Origin of the sequence: Neisseria basseii, assembly GCF_962707005.1 — a bacterium.
Lineage (GTDB): Bacteria > Pseudomonadota > Gammaproteobacteria > Burkholderiales > Neisseriaceae > Neisseria > Neisseria bergeri.
The window spans coordinates 91,023-105,434 of record NZ_CAUIXH010000004.1 but is presented as its reverse complement, the minus strand read 5'-3'; the positions used below and the strand labels follow the sequence as shown (position 1 = coordinate 105,434).

20 protein-coding genes, 1 tRNA gene and 3 pseudogenes are annotated in these 14,412 nt (G+C 47.1%); 15 read left to right on the top strand and 9 right to left on the bottom strand.

Features of this window, described 5'->3' with window-relative positions; genetic code table 11:
- Positions 1-66 precede the first annotated feature (66 nt).
- The 8 genes and pseudogenes from Q9I99_RS11425 to Q9I99_RS03545 all read left to right on the top strand — a co-directional run bounded on the left by Q9I99_RS11425 (position 67) and on the right by Q9I99_RS03545 (position 3,440).
- On the top strand, positions 67-744 hold the full coding sequence (locus tag Q9I99_RS11425) for a polymorphic toxin-type HINT domain-containing protein (protein WP_308447938.1): 678 nt from the start codon (positions 67-69) through the stop codon (positions 742-744).
- A 5-nt stretch (positions 745-749) separates the two neighbouring features.
- Complete coding sequence (locus tag Q9I99_RS03570) at positions 750-1,148, top strand: immunity 41 family protein (protein WP_002251920.1); 399 nt, start codon at positions 750-752, stop codon at positions 1,146-1,148.
- Positions 1,149-1,178: 30 nt separating this feature from the next.
- Positions 1,179-1,556 (top strand): immunity 41 family protein, encoded by a 378-nt coding sequence (locus tag Q9I99_RS03565; RefSeq protein ID WP_002241088.1) that lies wholly within the window; start codon positions 1,179-1,181, stop codon positions 1,554-1,556.
- Between the two features lie 35 nt (positions 1,557-1,591).
- Positions 1,592-1,870: pseudogene (locus Q9I99_RS03560) on the top strand (polymorphic toxin-type HINT domain-containing protein); the annotation flags it as partial.
- A gap of 187 nt (positions 1,871-2,057) precedes the next feature.
- Positions 2,058-2,513, top strand: a complete 456-nt coding sequence (locus Q9I99_RS03555) for a hypothetical protein (RefSeq protein WP_101132494.1) — start codon at positions 2,058-2,060, stop codon at positions 2,511-2,513.
- Positions 2,514-2,653: 140 nt separating this feature from the next.
- Positions 2,654-2,731: pseudogene (locus Q9I99_RS11540) on the top strand (restriction endonuclease fold toxin); the annotation flags it as partial.
- A gap of 2 nt (positions 2,732-2,733) precedes the next feature.
- Positions 2,734-3,093, top strand: coding sequence for a hypothetical protein (locus tag Q9I99_RS03550; protein WP_301666884.1), 360 nt, complete (start codon positions 2,734-2,736; stop codon positions 3,091-3,093).
- An 11-nt stretch (positions 3,094-3,104) separates the two neighbouring features.
- Positions 3,105-3,440 (top strand): hypothetical protein, encoded by a 336-nt coding sequence (locus tag Q9I99_RS03545; RefSeq protein WP_301666885.1) that lies wholly within the window; start codon positions 3,105-3,107, stop codon positions 3,438-3,440.
- A 124-nt stretch (positions 3,441-3,564) separates the two neighbouring features.
- Here the strand turns inward: Q9I99_RS03545 and Q9I99_RS03540 are convergent.
- Positions 3,565-3,678 (bottom strand): annotated as a pseudogene (locus Q9I99_RS03540) (IS5/IS1182 family transposase); the annotation flags it as partial.
- Positions 3,679-3,693: 15 nt separating this feature from the next.
- Here Q9I99_RS03540 and Q9I99_RS03535 point away from each other — a divergent pair.
- The 4 genes from Q9I99_RS03535 (at position 3,694) to Q9I99_RS03520 (ending at position 6,103) form a co-directional block, all read left to right on the top strand.
- Entirely contained in the window at positions 3,694-4,188 is a 495-nt protein-coding gene (locus tag Q9I99_RS03535) for a hypothetical protein (protein ID WP_301666886.1), read from the top strand.
- Between the two features lie 119 nt (positions 4,189-4,307).
- On the top strand, positions 4,308-5,441 hold the full coding sequence (locus Q9I99_RS03530; protein ID WP_301666887.1) for a hypothetical protein: 1,134 nt from the start codon (positions 4,308-4,310) through the stop codon (positions 5,439-5,441).
- A gap of 6 nt (positions 5,442-5,447) precedes the next feature.
- On the top strand, positions 5,448-5,576 hold the full coding sequence (locus tag Q9I99_RS03525) for a hypothetical protein (RefSeq protein WP_275895540.1): 129 nt from the start codon (positions 5,448-5,450) through the stop codon (positions 5,574-5,576).
- 71 nt (positions 5,577-5,647) lie between these two features.
- Positions 5,648-6,103: a hypothetical protein gene (locus tag Q9I99_RS03520; RefSeq protein WP_301666888.1), complete on the top strand. Its 456-nt coding sequence runs from the start codon at positions 5,648-5,650 to the stop codon at positions 6,101-6,103.
- A 459-nt stretch (positions 6,104-6,562) separates the two neighbouring features.
- Here Q9I99_RS03520 and Q9I99_RS03515 read toward each other — a convergent pair whose 3' ends face one another.
- From Q9I99_RS03515 to glnA, 3 genes are all read right to left on the bottom strand, one after another.
- Entirely contained in the window at positions 6,563-6,838 is a 276-nt protein-coding gene (locus tag Q9I99_RS03515) for a GIY-YIG nuclease family protein (RefSeq protein WP_301666889.1), read from the bottom strand.
- Positions 6,835-8,118, bottom strand: a complete 1,284-nt coding sequence (locus Q9I99_RS03510; protein ID WP_301666890.1) for an MFS transporter — start codon at positions 8,116-8,118, stop codon at positions 6,835-6,837. Before Q9I99_RS03510 ends, Q9I99_RS03515 begins: the two co-directional genes overlap by 4 nt.
- Before the next feature lie 148 nt (positions 8,119-8,266).
- The gene (gene glnA / locus Q9I99_RS03505) at positions 8,267-9,685 is read right to left on the bottom strand and encodes a type I glutamate--ammonia ligase (RefSeq protein ID WP_107862902.1); all 1,419 of its coding nucleotides are present in this window, start codon (positions 9,683-9,685) and stop codon (positions 8,267-8,269) included.
- A 303-nt stretch (positions 9,686-9,988) separates the two neighbouring features.
- Between glnA and aroE the strand changes: the two genes are divergently transcribed.
- Genes aroE through Q9I99_RS03490 form a run of 3 tightly spaced genes read left to right on the top strand, consistent with a single transcriptional unit; the run spans position 9,989 to position 11,651 of the window.
- A complete protein-coding gene (gene aroE, locus Q9I99_RS03500) occupies positions 9,989-10,798 on the top strand; it encodes a shikimate dehydrogenase (RefSeq protein ID WP_301666891.1) in 810 nt (269 codons plus the stop codon).
- 2 nt (positions 10,799-10,800) lie between these two features.
- Entirely contained in the window at positions 10,801-11,502 is a 702-nt protein-coding gene (mtgA, locus tag Q9I99_RS03495; RefSeq protein WP_301666892.1) for a monofunctional biosynthetic peptidoglycan transglycosylase, read from the top strand.
- Positions 11,503-11,519: 17 nt separating this feature from the next.
- Positions 11,520-11,651, top strand: coding sequence for a hypothetical protein (locus Q9I99_RS03490; protein WP_301666893.1), 132 nt, complete (start codon positions 11,520-11,522; stop codon positions 11,649-11,651).
- An 18-nt stretch (positions 11,652-11,669) separates the two neighbouring features.
- Here Q9I99_RS03490 and Q9I99_RS03485 read toward each other — a convergent pair.
- The 5 genes from Q9I99_RS03485 to Q9I99_RS03465 form a co-directional block, all read right to left on the bottom strand.
- A tRNA-Phe gene (locus Q9I99_RS03485) sits at positions 11,670-11,745 on the bottom strand.
- Between the two features lie 192 nt (positions 11,746-11,937).
- Positions 11,938-12,672, bottom strand: coding sequence for an LPS export ABC transporter ATP-binding protein (gene lptB, locus Q9I99_RS03480; RefSeq protein WP_301666995.1), 735 nt, complete (start codon positions 12,670-12,672; stop codon positions 11,938-11,940).
- A gap of 73 nt (positions 12,673-12,745) precedes the next feature.
- The gene (gene lptA / locus Q9I99_RS03475) at positions 12,746-13,276 is read right to left on the bottom strand and encodes a lipopolysaccharide transport periplasmic protein LptA (RefSeq protein WP_301666894.1); all 531 of its coding nucleotides are present in this window, start codon (positions 13,274-13,276) and stop codon (positions 12,746-12,748) included.
- Positions 13,257-13,838, bottom strand: coding sequence for an LPS export ABC transporter periplasmic protein LptC (gene lptC / locus Q9I99_RS03470; RefSeq protein WP_107819055.1), 582 nt, complete (start codon positions 13,836-13,838; stop codon positions 13,257-13,259). Before lptC ends, lptA begins: the two co-directional genes overlap by 20 nt.
- On the bottom strand, positions 13,835-14,371 hold the full coding sequence (locus Q9I99_RS03465; RefSeq protein ID WP_301666895.1) for a KdsC family phosphatase: 537 nt from the start codon (positions 14,369-14,371) through the stop codon (positions 13,835-13,837). The genes lptC and Q9I99_RS03465 overlap by 4 nt, the downstream gene beginning before the upstream one ends.
- Positions 14,372-14,412: the final 41 nt, after the last annotated feature.

Genomic DNA, 14,412 nt, shown 5'->3' with positions numbered 1-14,412 from the left:
TTGAAACAGGATATTGAGAACTAAGTTCTTCAAAAATCCTACACCTGCCCTTTCCACGGCAGCACCTTGGTCAAAACGGCAGACGGCTACAAAGCCATCGCCCGTATCCGAGCCGGCGACCGCGTCTTTGCCAAGGACGAGGCAAGCGGAAAAACAGGATACAAACCCGTTACCGCCCAATACGGCAATCCGTACCAGGAAACCGTTTACATTGAAGTTTCAGACGGCATCGGCAACAGCCAAACCCTGATTTCCAACCTCATCCATCCGTTTTATTCGGACGGCAAATGGGTTAAAGCGGAAGATTTGAAAGCGGGAAGCAGGCTGTATTCCGAAAGCGGCAGAACCCAAACCGTCCGCAACACCATTGTCAAACCAACACCGCTCAAAGCCTACAATCTGACCGTTGCCGACTGGCATACTTACTTTGTCAAGGGCAATCAGGCGGAAACGGAAGGGGTTTGGGTTCATAATTCTTGTCCGCCAAGAAAAACACCATCTACCCCCGTATATGAGAATGATTCAGAAGCATATGCAGCAGCAAAGAAATTGGGATATAGAAAAATAAAAGAAAGAACGAGAAATGATGCTGCTATTTTTAAAAAAGGAAAGAGTTATATATCACGCGATGTAGATTCACATAATGGAGGGGCTTGGAAAGAAGCATCTTCACCCAAGAAGCTGAACAGAAAAGAAACAAGAAACGGTACATTTGATAAAAACCTAAATCGTATTGGAGATTAATTATTATGTGCGAGTTCAAGGATTTTAGAAGAAACATCCCTTGTTTTAAGGAGTATGACGAAAATTCATTTATTGGCAAATGGTATGATGACGGGGTGTGGGATGATGAAGAATATTGGAAATTGGAGAATGATTTAATCGAGGTTAGGAGAAAATATCCTTATCCGATGGATATACCAAGGGACATCGTGATTGGAATCGGTAGCATTATTGATTTTTTAATGGTTCAAAATTGGAAACTTTTTGAAATTAAAGCTTCTCCTTGGTTGCCTAAAAGTGTCAAAATTAATGAGCGTTATGAAAGGTTCAGAGTAATGCTTCGTTATATTTTTACTGATCTAGATGTAGAGGACTGGAAATTTTTTTACTTTCCAATACAACATAGTAAAGGTAGATTGAGATGAAAAGTTTAATTATATTGGAGATACATTATTATGTGTGAGTTCAAGGATATTATAAGAAACGTTCCTTATTTTGAGGGGTATGACGAAAATTCATTTATTGGCAAATGGTATGATGACGGGGTGTGGGATGATGAAGAATATTGGAAGTTGGAGAATGATTTAATTGAGGTTAGAAAAAAATATCCTTATCCGATGGATATACCAAGATATGTTGTCATTGGAATCGGTACCATTATTGATTTCTTAATGGTTCCAAATTGGAAACTTTTTGAAATTAAAGCTTCCCCTTGGCTACCTGATAGCGTAGGAATTAATGAACGTTATGAAAGGCTTAAAACAATGCTCCGTTATATTTTTACCGAGAAAGACATAGTCAACGTGCAATTTGATTATTACAACAAAAAATAGCAAAACCCGGCAATCAAAATGCCGTCTGAAGCGATATCCGGCTTTCAGACGGCATCGGCAACAGCCAAACCCTGATTTCCAACCTCATCCATCCGTTTTATTCGGACGGCAAATGGGTTAAAGCGGAAGATTTGAAAGCGGGAAGCAGGCTGTATTCCGAAAGCGGCAAAACCCAAACTGTCCGCAACATCATTGTCAAACCAAAACCACTCAAAGCCTACAATCTGACCGTTGCCGACTGGCATACTTACTTCGTCAAGGGCAATCAGGCGGAAACGGAAGGGGTTTGGGTTCATAATGCGTGTTCGCCTAAAAGAACAGGAAGCTCCAAGAATGAAAAACATGGAGATGGCGGTCGAAGTCAAATATCAGCGGAATCAAGAATTGCTGAATTAAAAAATAAAATTATTCCCGGAATGTCCAAAAATGAACGCTTAAAGATTGAGAAAACAATCAGAAATATTGCAAAAAATGCCAATCGAAAAGCAAAAGGAGAAGAGCATGGTCGACGCGGTCGTTAAAACTCCCGAATTTTTACCTTTTACTTCTGTAGGAATATTCCGTTTTGGTGCGGATATAACACAGTACAAAAACATACTGGAAACTTTTATGTATGAACCTCCTGATGAGTTTAGAACAGAATATTATGAATCTCCCGACTCAAATTTACTAATTGCCGTCAAGAAAAACAAAATTATTTCGATATTTTGTTATCAGGAGCTATATTTTATGGGCGTTAATATAATAGGTCTAAATTTTGAAGATTTTAAACAGCTTTTCCATCACCCTAAATCATACGGTGTTGATAAATATTATTTATCAAATGAATCTTATCCGACATATGTCTATGAGTTTGATGAAATAGGAGTACAAGCTTGGGAAGCAAAAGGGAAAATTGTTACTATCATTACCGGGGGCAAAGACAATTATTCAACAGAACCTTACTACGATGAATAACATTAATGGCAGGCATAGGTTGGGTTGAGAACTCAACAACAAAAGGTCGTCTGAAACCGTAATCGATTTTTCAGACGACCTTTCTGTCAATCCAAACAGATTGTCGAATCTTAATCCAACCTGTGCTTGCTGTACGGAACAGGCACGGTGTTCATTCACAAGTTAAGTCATATATTGAATCAAAAGGTGGCATTGTTAAAACAGGTTTAGGAGATTAAACATGGCATCATATGTTTCCATAAAAGGATGGATTGAATGCGCTGACGATGATATAAAAATCATCCAAGAAAACATTAATAATTTTTGGAATAATTGTCCCTTCAATATCGAAGAGAAAGAATCTGCAAAAATATATAAAAATGGGTGGGTTTTCCCGACAAATAGTTTTAATTGGAGCAGCTATATTTTTTTTGGCGCATGCGTGAAATCTTATTTCATTATTTATTTTGAAAAATGTATTAAAACAATAATGGAATTGGATATTGAAATATCAGGTTTTTTTGAATTAGATTATTATGAAGATAGTTATAAAGTAAATTGGAAAATAAATAATGTCAATTTAATACAAACGACTAATTAAATGGACAAAAAATGATGGCTGATAAGGAACAAGTAGAAAAGATGATTTATTCTGAGAATAAACAGAGTGTTATTGACGGTATGCTCGGTATGACCTTCAGCTCGGAGGAGGATGAAATCCCTTGGATTTCTGAGAAATTGACGGAGTTGTCGAAGCATAAAGACTTGGATATTGCCAGATTGTCATTAACCTGTTTCGGACATCTTGCCAGGATGCATGAAAATATCGGCGATTGCGATAAAGTGATTGCTTTATTGCGCTCAAAACAAGGTAATCCGGATTTGCAAGGTTTTGCCGAAGATGCGTTAGACGATATTTCCTTCTTTATATTTAAAAAGCATCCGTAAGCACCGGCAAGGTCAAATCTGGCAAATGCCGTCTGAAGCGGTATTCGGCTTTCAGACGGCATTTTCTCCGATTAGCACAGGATGCAGGGGCTTGCCGGCTTGATTTTACCGAAGTTGTTGGCTCGTATAGTGGATTAAATTTAAACCAGTACAGCGTTGCCTCGCCTTGCCGTACTATCTGTACTGTCTGCGGCTTCGTCGCCTTGTCCTGATTTAAATTTAATCCACTATAATTTGGAAGAGGCAGCAATTTATGGAAAATAGATTTGAAAAAATCGTTAAGGATATTTTTAGTTTTACCCAATTTGTTTCCGAAGCGGAAAATAAGATTCCTAACCAATCCTCTCGTTATTACGACTGCTGGTGGGAATTGGAAGTCTTGAATGCTTCCGCATTGGAAGATTGGGAAATATCGGAAAAGCCTGAAAAATGGGATAAATGGACAGAAAAATATCAGACCGAAGCGTTACAGTTGGTCAAGAATCTATTTGCCGAAGAAGTTCCTGAAAATAATATAGTTTGCGATATTTCTCATTTTTTGCATTTTGCCGATTGGGCAGAAGCCGACATTCCCAATCAATCACGTTTATATACCGAATATTGGTGGGAAATGGAAACGTTCAAAATGTCGGTTTTAGAAGATTGGGAACGCTCGGGAAAACCGTTAGATTGGGAAAAATGGCAAAGGCAATATCAATCCGAAGCATTTGAATTAGTCAAAAAATTGAATCAAAGCAAACAAGAGTAACAAGCCGCAGCCTGCATAGGGGTTTTTAAAGTACGGCAGCAACCGTAGATTAGATTAAAAATCAAACAATTAAAGCTCGTCTGATATAATCGATATATCCTGTTAAACGGAAAATAAATATGTTTAAAAAATTCAAACCGGTATTGTTGTCATTTTTTGCACTTGTATTTGCCTTTTGGCTGGGGAAGGGTATTGCCTATGAGATTAATCCGCGTTGGTTTTTGAGCGATACGGCAACTGAAATACCTGAAAATCCGAATGCTTTTGTGGCGAAACTTGCCCGCCTGTTCCGAAATGCCGACAGGGCGGTTGTCATCGTGAAGGAATCGATGAGGACGGAGGAAAGTCTTGCCGAAACTGCGGATGACGGTCCGTTGCAGTCGGAGAAGGATTATCTCGCGCTCGCTATCCGGCTCAGTCGTTTGAAAGAAAAGGCGAAATGGTTTCACGTAACGGAGCAGGAACATGGGGAAGAGGTTTGGCTGGATTACTATATCGGCGAGGGCGGTTTGGTTGCGGTTTCGCTTTCGCAACGCTCGCCGGAAGCGTTTGTTAATGCCGAATATCTGTATCGGAACGATCGTCCGTTTTCTGTAAATGTGTACGGCGGAACGGCTCACGGAGAAAATTATGAAACGACAGGAGAATATCGGGTTGTTTGGCAACCGGACAGTTCGGTATTTGATGCGGCGGGGTACGGGAAAATCGGGGAAGATGTTTATGAGCATTGTCTCGGGTGTTATCAGATGGCTCAGGTATATTTGGCGAAATATCGGGATGTCGCGAATGATGAGCAGAAGGTTTGGGACTTCCGCGAAGAGAGCAACCGGATTGCGTCGGACTCGCGCGATTCTGTGTTTTATCAGAATATGCGGGAATTGATGCCACGGGGGATGAAGGCAAACAGTCTTGTGGTCGGCTATGATGCGGACGGTCTGCCGCAAAAAGTCTATTGGAGTTTTGACAATGGAAAAAAACGCCAGAGTTTCGAATATTATTTGAAAAACGGAAATCTTTTTATTGCACAATCTTCGACGGTAGCATTGAAAGCGGATGGCGTAACGGCGGATATACAGACCTATCATGCGCAACAGACGTGGTATTTGGATGGCGGGCGGATTATCCGCGAAGAGAAACAGGGGGACAGACTGCCTGATTTTCCTTTGAACTTGGAAAATTTGGAAAAAGAGGTGAGCCGTTATGCAGAGGCTGCGGCGAGACGTTCGGGCGGCAGGCGCGGCCTTTCTTACTGAACGCAAATGCCGTCTGAAACCGGTTTTCAGACGGCATTGGAGAGTCAAACGCTTTTTGCAATGCCGTATATGCCGAATCCGATTCGCTACAAATTGAAAACCACAATCCAAAAAACGGAAATACACATTAAATAACTTAAATATTAATTTAAAAGGCAAGCCAACAGAGTTAAAATTTAAATTCCCTGCTAGATAAGGATGTTTTAATGAATTTAGAGACAGCAGAAAATATTCAATGCGAATTTGAGTATTTAGCATTAGATGGTTATTTTCCAATGCATTTTGCATCGCATGGTCAAGGAAACAACGATTGGCAATTTGCAGTTGAATTCATATATAGATTATTAATATGTCAATTAGCAACTCTTGAACCTATCAACTTTGAAACGAAAAATGATATTTTAGACTTTTGCCATAATTTAGCAAAACAAAGTCCTTTTAATAATGATAATGAGGTGTGGTATCAGGGGGAAATTGTATTAACAAAAAAAGGGATAGATTTAATAAAGGAATATATTCCAGAGGCGTTTGAAGAGTGGAATGGAAAGAAATTTGAATTAAACATTCCTTTCATTAAAACATTAAAAAATATATTTGTTAATTATGAGGTAGCATGGGATGAGAATAATCCACTATTCCCCATTATATCTTTTAAATATTGAATAAGCGGCATATAAGACAAAAAAGGGGGCTAGAAACCCCTGCAAGCCTTATCCTGCAAGACTTTAAGCGGAGTCGAAAGTTTTGAACACAAAAAATTCCCTTTTTGCTGCCCAATAAAACAAACAAATAAGTTGACATATTGTGCGATGTCGAGGGCTGTACCGTATTTTCCCATCGTATTTTCCCGTTCTTTATATGAGCGGCAGGCATCCTCATAAAAGAAGGGATACCGATAAGGAAAAATACCTCGGCATAAAAAATATACTGATTAATCAATACAAATCCAACAAACAGTTCATCGTATTCTTTTCTGTTGACGTATAAAAAATACCGATATATGCCTTCACTTTCATAGGGCGACGCTTTATGTGCCGTCCTGTGCGTTGAAACATCGGTTTTCCTTACCGCCTGCCCCGCTTTTCCCTGATTGCTGCCAACTGCCGTCCGAACCTGAACCGTCAGGTTTCAGACGGCATTTTTTCCGCCTGTTCCCACAATTGCCGTTTTTGTGCGGCGGTCAGTTTTTTGACGGCGATTTCCTGTTTGAGCGCAGTGCCTTTATCCATCCCGCCTGCAACGATACGCATCGCCACCGGTTTAAATACGCGGGTATATTTCGCGCCTTTTCCGGCCGTGTGGGCGTCAAGCCGCTGTTGCGGATTCTTGCTGATGCCGCAATAAAACGCACTGTTTTCACACAATATCAGGTAAACGCTCCAGTTTGACGCGTTCATCTGCCTGTATCCTGAGTTTTTTCCCCGTTCCAAGGCGAAACTTTCAGCAACAACAGCATACCCGGCAGGGCAAGTATGAAACACAGCTGGAAAAACGGTACATAACCGAGCCATTCAATCAGATAACCGGCAAAGGAATTGATGACCGTACGGGGAACAGCGGACAGGCTGGTAAACAGCGCAAGCTGCGTTGCGGTAAATGCGGGATTGGTTTCACGCGCCATATACGATACAAACGCCGCCGTCCCCAAACCCACGCCGACTGCCTCTGCGCCGATAACTGCCGCCAGCATCAGCCTCTCGCTTGTACCGACCGTATCGAAATGTCCGAACCCTGCCAGCCATACAAACCCCAAAACGGTTACAGCCTGCACCGCGCCGAATATCCACAAGGCTTTGTTTACGCCGATTTTCAGCATCCACACGCCGCCCAAGATACCTGCCGCCACTGCCGGCCACAGTCCTGCATTTTTCGCAATCAAACCGATGTCGGTCTTGCTGAAACCCATATCCAGATAAAACGGCGTTGCCAACGCGGTTGCCATACTGTCGCCGAGTTTGTAAAGGAAGATAAACAGCAGCACGCACACCGCCGAAGCGATGCCTTTACGTGTAAAAAATTCTTTAAACGGCTCTACCACGGTCTGCTTCAACGTTTTAGGAACGGAAGGCGGCAACACGGGTTCGCGCGCGAGAAACAGCGTCATCAGAAGACCGGGCAGCATAAACAGCGAAGTGATGACAAACACCTCCGACCACGGCATCCTGTCTGCCAACACCAAACTCAATGAACCCGGAACCAAAGCGGCAACCCGGTAGGCGTTCACATGAACAGAGTTGCCCAAACCCAATTCTTCGTCCGACAAAATCTCGCGCCTGAACGCATCCAATACAATGTCCTGACTGGCGGAAAAAAAAGCAACAAGCACCGACAAGCCGGCAATCAACGGCAGATGATTACGGGGGTTTAAAAAGGCATATGCCGCCAAAGCCGCCAGCAAACCTGCCTGCGTCAGCAGCATCCACCCGCGCCGCCGGCCCAAAACGGGAACCCTGACCGCGTCCATCAGCGGGGACCACAAAAATTTCCAAGTAAACGGCAGACCGATCAGCGCCATCAGCCCGATGCTCTTCAAATCCACCTGCTCGCTGCGCAACCATGCCGGAATCAGGTTAATCAGAAAATACAGCGGCAGCCCCGAGGCAAACCCCGTAAAAATACAGACGAGCATATTGCGGGAAAAGATTTGCCCGATAAAACCTGATTTCGATACAGTCATGGTTCAAACAGCCAAGAAATAAAAGCCTATTGTAGCAAATATCGCCCAACCGCTGAAAAACGCCGCCCCGCGCCGCCAGTTTGCCGTTCAAATGCAAAATGCCGTCTGAAACTGTGTTCAGACGGCATTTCTACTGAAACCTGAGAGTTTACAGGCTGTAATACATTTCAAATTCCAGCGGATGAGGTGCCATGCGGATGCGGCGGACATCTTCCTCTTTAAAGGCGATGTAGCTGTCGATCCAGTCTTTGCTGAACACGCCGCCGCGCAGCAGGAATTCGTGGTCGGCTTTGAGGGCGGCCAGTGCTTCTTCCAAAGAAGCGCAAACGGTCGGCACCAATGCATCTTCTTCCGGCGGCAGGTCGTACAGGTTTTTATCGGCTGGGTCGCCCGGATGGATTTTGTTTTGAATACCGTCCAAACCGGCCATCAACAAAGCGGCGAACGCCAAGTATGGGTTGGCAGTCGGATCGGGGAAACGTGCTTCGATGCGGCGTGCCTTGCTGCTGTTTACAGACGGAATGCGGATGGACGCGGAACGGTTTTTGGCGGAGTATGCCAGTTTAGTCGGTGCTTCAAAGTGCGGCACGAGGCGTTTGTAGGAGTTGGTGGACGGATTGGTAATTGCGTTCAGGGCTTTGGCGTGTTTGATGATGCCGCCGATGTAATAAAGGGCGGTGTCGCTCAAGCCGGCATAGCCGTCGCCGGCGAACAGGTTTTGACCGTCTTTCCAGATGGATTGGTGGACGTGCATACCGCTGCCGTTGTCGCCCATAATCGGTTTGGGCATGAAGGTGGCGGTTTTGCCGAAGTTGTGGGCAACGTTTTGAATCACGTATTTCATGTCTTGGGTTTGGTCGGCGCGTTTGACCAGAGTGGCGAAGCGCGTGCCGATTTCCATTTGGCTGCCGGTACCGACTTCGCTGTGGTGGACTTCGACTTCGATGCCGAGTCCTTCCAAAATGTTTACCATCGCGGAACGCAAATCCTGACCGCAGTCAATCGGCGCAACGGGCGCGTAACCGCCTTTGACGGCAGGGCGGTGGCCGGTGTTTTGACCGTCCATATGCAGACCGCTGGCCCATGCGCCGCTTTCGGACGTGATTTCGTAACGGGTTTTGTGCATATCGGTTTCAAATTCTACGCCGTCGAAGACGAAGAATTCGGGTTCGGGGCCGAAGTATGCCGTGTCGCCGATACCGGAAGATTTCAAATAGGCCTCGGCGCGGCGTGCGATGGAGCGCGGGTCGCGGTCGTAACCCTGACCGTCGGCAGGGTCGATGACGTCGCAGGTAATAACGACGGTAACATCATCATAAAAAGGATCGACGAAGGCTGTGGACGCATCGGGACGCAGCTGCATATCGGAAGCCTGAATGCCTTTCCAGCCGCCGATGGACGAACCGTCAAACGCCTGACCGTTTTCAAACCACTCTTCGGGGTCTTCCAACACGATGCGCGCAGGCACGGTAAAGTGGTGCTGCTTGCCTTTGGTATCGGTAAAGCGCAAATCGACAAAGCGGGCTTCGCTTTCTTCAATCAATTTTACGACGTTTTTAATAGACATTTTTCAGCTCCTGGAAAAGGGAAATAGCAAAATATGCGGAACGCGGCGGCTTGACGCAAAGTCGGCACGATTCTACCACGTCCATGCCGTCTGAAACTCGCCCTGCGTCAAATTTCAAGCTGTAAAATATAGTTTCAGACGGCAAGATTGTCAACAATATGGATAAAATTGCATATCATGTCCGGATTTCTCCCCAGCTTATACAGGGAAAAACCGTACCGCCTGACAACCGTTTCAGACGGCATCGTTCCCATCTGTACGCCGCCGTTATAAAATAGCCTTCCCGTCTTTTGGAACACGACCATGACCGCCCTCCCCCGCTACGCCGTTTTCGGCAACCCCGTCGCACACAGCAAGTCGCCGCAAATCCATCAGCAGTTTGCGCTGCAAGAAGGCGCGGCCATCGAATATGGGCGCATTTGCGCTGACATCGACGGTTTCGAGCAGGCGGTTTCGACATTTTTTGGAACAGGCGGTTGCGGGGCAAACGTTACCGTACCGTTCAAACAGGAAGCGTTTCATCTGGCGGACGAGCATTCAGACCGCGCTTTGGCAGCAGGTGCGGTCAATACGCTGATTCTGTTGAAAAACGGTAAGCTGCGTGGCGACAACACCGACGGTATCGGTTTGGCCAATGACATTACGCAGGTCAAAAACATTACCATCGAGGGCAAAACTATTTTACTTTTGGGTGCAGGCGGCGCGGTGCGCGGCGTGATTCCGGTATTGAAAGAACATCACCCTGCCCGTATCGTCATTGCCAACCGTACCCATGCCAAAGCTAAGGAATTGGCGCGGCTTTTCGGCATTGAAGCCGTCCCGATGGCAGATTTGAACGGCGGTTTCGATATCATCATCAACGGCACGTCCGGCGGCTTGAGTGGTCAGCTTCCTGCCGTCAGCCCTGAAATTTTCCGCAACTGCCGCCTTGCCTACGATATGGTTTACGGCAACGCGGCGCAGGCATTTTTGAACTTTGCCCAAAGCAACGGTGCGGCTGAAGTTTCAGACGGCCTGGGTATGCTGGTCGGTCAGGCGGCGGCTTCCTACTCCCTCTGGCGCGGGTTTACGCCCGATATCCGCCCCGTTATCGAACACATGAAAGCCCTGTAACCATGTTCCGCATCATCAAATGGCTGATTGCCCTGCCCATCGGCATCTTTATCTTTTTCAATGCCTATGTGTACGGCAACATCATCACCTACCGTGCCGTCGCGCCGCATCAAACCGCCTTTATGTCGATGCGGATGAAGCAGTTTGAACAAGAAGGACGCAATGTCGCCCTGGATTACCGCTGGGTTCCCTACGACCGCATTTCCACCAACCTGAAAAAAGCCCTGATTGCTTCCGAAGATGCCCATTTTGCCGGACACGGCGGCTTCGATTGGGGCGGCATTCAAAACGCCATCAGGCGCAACCGGAACAGCGGCGAAGTGAAGGCGGGCGGATCGACCATCAGCCAGCAGCTTGCCAAAAACCTCTTCCTCAATGAAAGCCGCAGCTATCTGCGCAAAGGGGAAGAGGCGGCCATTACGGCGATGATGGAAGCCGTTACCGACAAAGACAGGATTTTCGAACTGTATCTGAATTCAATCGAGTGGCACTACGGGGTGTTTGGTGCGGAAGCCGCGTCCCGGTATTTTTATAAGATACCCGCCGCCAAACTGAGCAAACAGCAGGCGGCGAAACTGACTGCCCGCGTCCCAGCCCCGCTCTACTACGCCGACCATCCGAAAAGCAAACGGCTGCGCAACAAAACCAATATCGTACTCAAACGCATGGGTTCGGCAGAATTGCCCGAAAGCGATACGGACTGATTGTTTCAGATATGGAAATGCCGTCTGAACTGCGGTTCGGACGGCATATGTTTTCTGGTTTTTACCTGCCCGACAACCGTAAAGACCGTATCGTGCATAGCAGGCATGCGGTGCGGGACTGCTGCCGAAAACGGCAGGCAAAAAAATAACCGCTTAAAAGCGGTTTTTGGTGGCCAGAGGCGGAATCGAACCGCCGACACACGGATTTTCAATCCGTTGCTCTACCAACTGAGCTATCTGGCCTTTAATCTGTCTCGTTAAGAGATGCGTATTAAACCAAATTTCGGGACAACACGCAAGCGGATTTGTCGATATTTTTTACCCAACCGACTAAGTCAATGTTTTAAGTTTAAATTAATTTCACAGAAAAATGGTGCAAATCGGTTTTTTTGCCGTTTATTCGGCGATGTTCTGCTTTTCAGACGGCAAAACGCTTCAATATTTGAAGTTCTCGCCCAAATAGACGGAGCGGACTTTTTCATTGCCGACCAAGTCGTCGGGCTTGCCGGATGCCAGCACCGCACCGTCCGAAATAATGTAGGCGCGGTCGCAAATGCTGAGGGTTTCGCGTACGTTGTGGTCGGTAATCAGTACGCCGATGCCGCGCGATTTGAGGAAACCGATGATTTTCTGGATGTCGATGACGGCGATGGGATCGACGCCGGCAAAAGGCTCGTCCAACAAAATAAAATGCGGTTTCATGGCGAGTACGCGGGCGATTTCGACGCGTCGGCGTTCGCCGCCCGACAAAGATGGGGCAGGATTATTGCGCAAACGCTCGATATTCAGGTCGGCAAGCAGTTTTTCAACTTCGCCGTCGATGAGGCTTTTGTCTTTGGTACTGATTTCTAAAATGGCGCGGATATTCTGTTCAACTGTCATTTTGCGGAATATCGAGGCTTCCTGCGGCAGGTAGCCGACACCCAGGCGGGCGCGTTCGTGTATGGGCAGGTGGCGCAATTCCTGCCCGTCCAGCATCACGCTGCCCGCATCGGCGGCAATGAGTCCGACAATCATGTAGAAGCTGGTGGTTTTACCCGCACCGTTGGGCCCGAGCAGACCGACGACTTCCCCGCTTTCGATTTCGAGGGAGAAGCTTTTAACGACTTGGCGTTTTTTGAAACTTTTTTGCAGGTTTTGAACAACAAGGCGGCTGACGTTTGCGCTCATAAATATCTCTTCAATATCTTCGGTCGGCATATGCCGTCCGAACCGGGTTTATGTTTCAGACGGCATTTTGAGATTATTCGGATTTTTGCGTACTCGAAGGCTGGATGATGACGCTGACCCTGCCGGATTTGGAAGCGGATTTTGCGCCGGATTTTGTGCTGCCGCTGATGGTATAGACTTCGGTTTTAGTGTTGTATGTAATCACCGCGCCTTCGGCGACATCGCCGCCGCGCTGTACTCTGGCATTACCGGTTAAGACTACGGTGCTGCCTGCAGACGAATAAGCAACGTTGTTTGCCTGACCGCGCACCGTCCCTTTGCCCCCGTCCAACGTTTGGCTGAAGCGCACGGGCGAGCCGTCGGCCTTCATAAACTGTTCGCCTTTATCATTACGCGTTACGTTGACGCGGACGGCGGAAATATTGAGCGTACCCTGTCTGATGACGACGTTTCCGCTGAATGTGGTGCTTTGGTTGGCTTGATCGAGCAAACCTTGGTCGGCCTCAATCTGAATAGGCTGCCTGCTGTCGCTCTGAAGGGCAAAAGCGGGGGATGCCGAAAAAAATGCTATTAAAACAAAAATTTTACATATTTTTTGTATCATAAATCGTGGCTTTCACTTTAGATGAGAAGTTCAACAGGCCTGTTTTGTGGTCGTAAGTCATGCCGCCCGCCTGCCCGTGCGACGCACCGTATTGAAAGCTGACGGGCGTGTCAGTTTGAGCATATTGCGATTCGGTATCAACATGAAGCTTGTCGGTTTTTACCGTACCCGCCTGCCGCCTGCCGTCGCCGGTTTTGTTCAGGACGACATGGTTTTTAAAGAGAACTTGTTTGGTTTCGGTATGGTAGACGGCTTCGTCGCTGCCGACTTCGTACAACAACCTGCCTTCTTGGAAGAAGGAAAGGTGCGGCGACTCGAAATGTATATCGCTGCTTTCCGGAAACTGTTTCGCGCCCTTTGAGCTCAAATGTTCTTTCAAGTATCCCTGTTCGTCAAACCGCCTGCCGTCCAAGCCGTCCATTGTGTATTGGGGTTCGTCGGGATTGAGCCTGACCTCCTCGATTTCGACTTCGCTGATACGACCCAACCATGCCGACAGACCGCCCAAGGCAACCGCCAATATCAATGGGAACGCAATTCCGTACCGCCATCTTACTTTCATTTGATGTACTCGTTCAAAGCCGCGCCCAAAGTCCCTTGCGCCTGCATAATCAGGTCGCACACTTCGCGCACCGCGCCCGCACCGCCGGGGCGTTTGGCAATATAGGCGGCGTGTTGCAGCGTAAACCAATGCGCGTCGGGGACGGCAACCGGCAATCCGCAGCGCACCATCACCGGCAAATCGACCACGTCGTCGCCGACAAAGGCGCACTCGGCTTCTTCCACGCCTGCCTGCGCGCGCAGTTCTTCATACGCGGCGCGTTTGTCCGAAATGCCTTTGAAGTAGTAATTTATGCCCAACTGTTTGACGCGGATGCCGACGGAGGGCGCGTCCCGACCTGTGATAATCGCAGTCTGCACGCCGCTTGCCTGAAGCATTTTCAGGCCGTGTCCGTCCAGTGTGTGAAACGATTTGATTTCTTCGCCGTCGTCGCGGATGAAGATGCGCCCGTCGGTCAAAACGCCGTCCACATCCAATATCAGCAGTTTGATTTTGGCGGCGCGCGCCTGTAATTCGGGAGAAATTGCCTGCATGGGATTTCCTTGTTTTCAGACGGCATATCTTACCACAAATG

Coding starts and splice junctions, on each gene's coding strand:
- Q9I99_RS03490 (WP_301666893.1), top strand. CDS start 11,520: ATGCCGTCTGAACTGCGGTTCGGACGGCATATGTTTTCTGGTTTTTAC.
- Q9I99_RS03555 (WP_101132494.1), top strand. CDS start 2,058: ATGGTCGACGCGGTCGTTAAAACTCCCGAATTTTTACCTTTTACTTCT.
- Q9I99_RS03550 (WP_301666884.1), top strand. CDS start 2,734: ATGGCATCATATGTTTCCATAAAAGGATGGATTGAATGCGCTGACGAT.
- Q9I99_RS03525 (WP_275895540.1), top strand. CDS start 5,448: ATGCCGTCTGAAACCGGTTTTCAGACGGCATTGGAGAGTCAAACGCTT.
- aroE (WP_301666891.1), top strand. CDS start 9,989: ATGACCGCCCTCCCCCGCTACGCCGTTTTCGGCAACCCCGTCGCACAC.
- lptA (WP_301666894.1), bottom strand. CDS start 13,276: ATGATACAAAAAATATGTAAAATTTTTGTTTTAATAGCATTTTTTTCG.
- Q9I99_RS03545 (WP_301666885.1), top strand. CDS start 3,105: ATGATGGCTGATAAGGAACAAGTAGAAAAGATGATTTATTCTGAGAAT.
- Q9I99_RS03535 (WP_301666886.1), top strand. CDS start 3,694: ATGGAAAATAGATTTGAAAAAATCGTTAAGGATATTTTTAGTTTTACC.
- Q9I99_RS03510 (WP_301666890.1), bottom strand. CDS start 8,118: ATGACTGTATCGAAATCAGGTTTTATCGGGCAAATCTTTTCCCGCAAT.
- glnA (WP_107862902.1), bottom strand. CDS start 9,685: ATGTCTATTAAAAACGTCGTAAAATTGATTGAAGAAAGCGAAGCCCGC.
- Q9I99_RS03565 (WP_002241088.1), top strand. CDS start 1,179: ATGTGTGAGTTCAAGGATATTATAAGAAACGTTCCTTATTTTGAGGGG.
- mtgA (WP_301666892.1), top strand. CDS start 10,801: ATGTTCCGCATCATCAAATGGCTGATTGCCCTGCCCATCGGCATCTTT.
- Q9I99_RS03515 (WP_301666889.1), bottom strand. CDS start 6,838: ATGAACGCGTCAAACTGGAGCGTTTACCTGATATTGTGTGAAAACAGT.
- Q9I99_RS03520 (WP_301666888.1), top strand. CDS start 5,648: ATGAATTTAGAGACAGCAGAAAATATTCAATGCGAATTTGAGTATTTA.
- Q9I99_RS03465 (WP_301666895.1), bottom strand. CDS start 14,371: ATGCAGGCAATTTCTCCCGAATTACAGGCGCGCGCCGCCAAAATCAAA.
- lptB (WP_301666995.1), bottom strand. CDS start 12,672: ATGAGCGCAAACGTCAGCCGCCTTGTTGTTCAAAACCTGCAAAAAAGT.
- Q9I99_RS03530 (WP_301666887.1), top strand. CDS start 4,308: ATGTTTAAAAAATTCAAACCGGTATTGTTGTCATTTTTTGCACTTGTA.
- lptC (WP_107819055.1), bottom strand. CDS start 13,838: ATGAAAGTAAGATGGCGGTACGGAATTGCGTTCCCATTGATATTGGCG.
- Q9I99_RS03570 (WP_002251920.1), top strand. CDS start 750: ATGTGCGAGTTCAAGGATTTTAGAAGAAACATCCCTTGTTTTAAGGAG.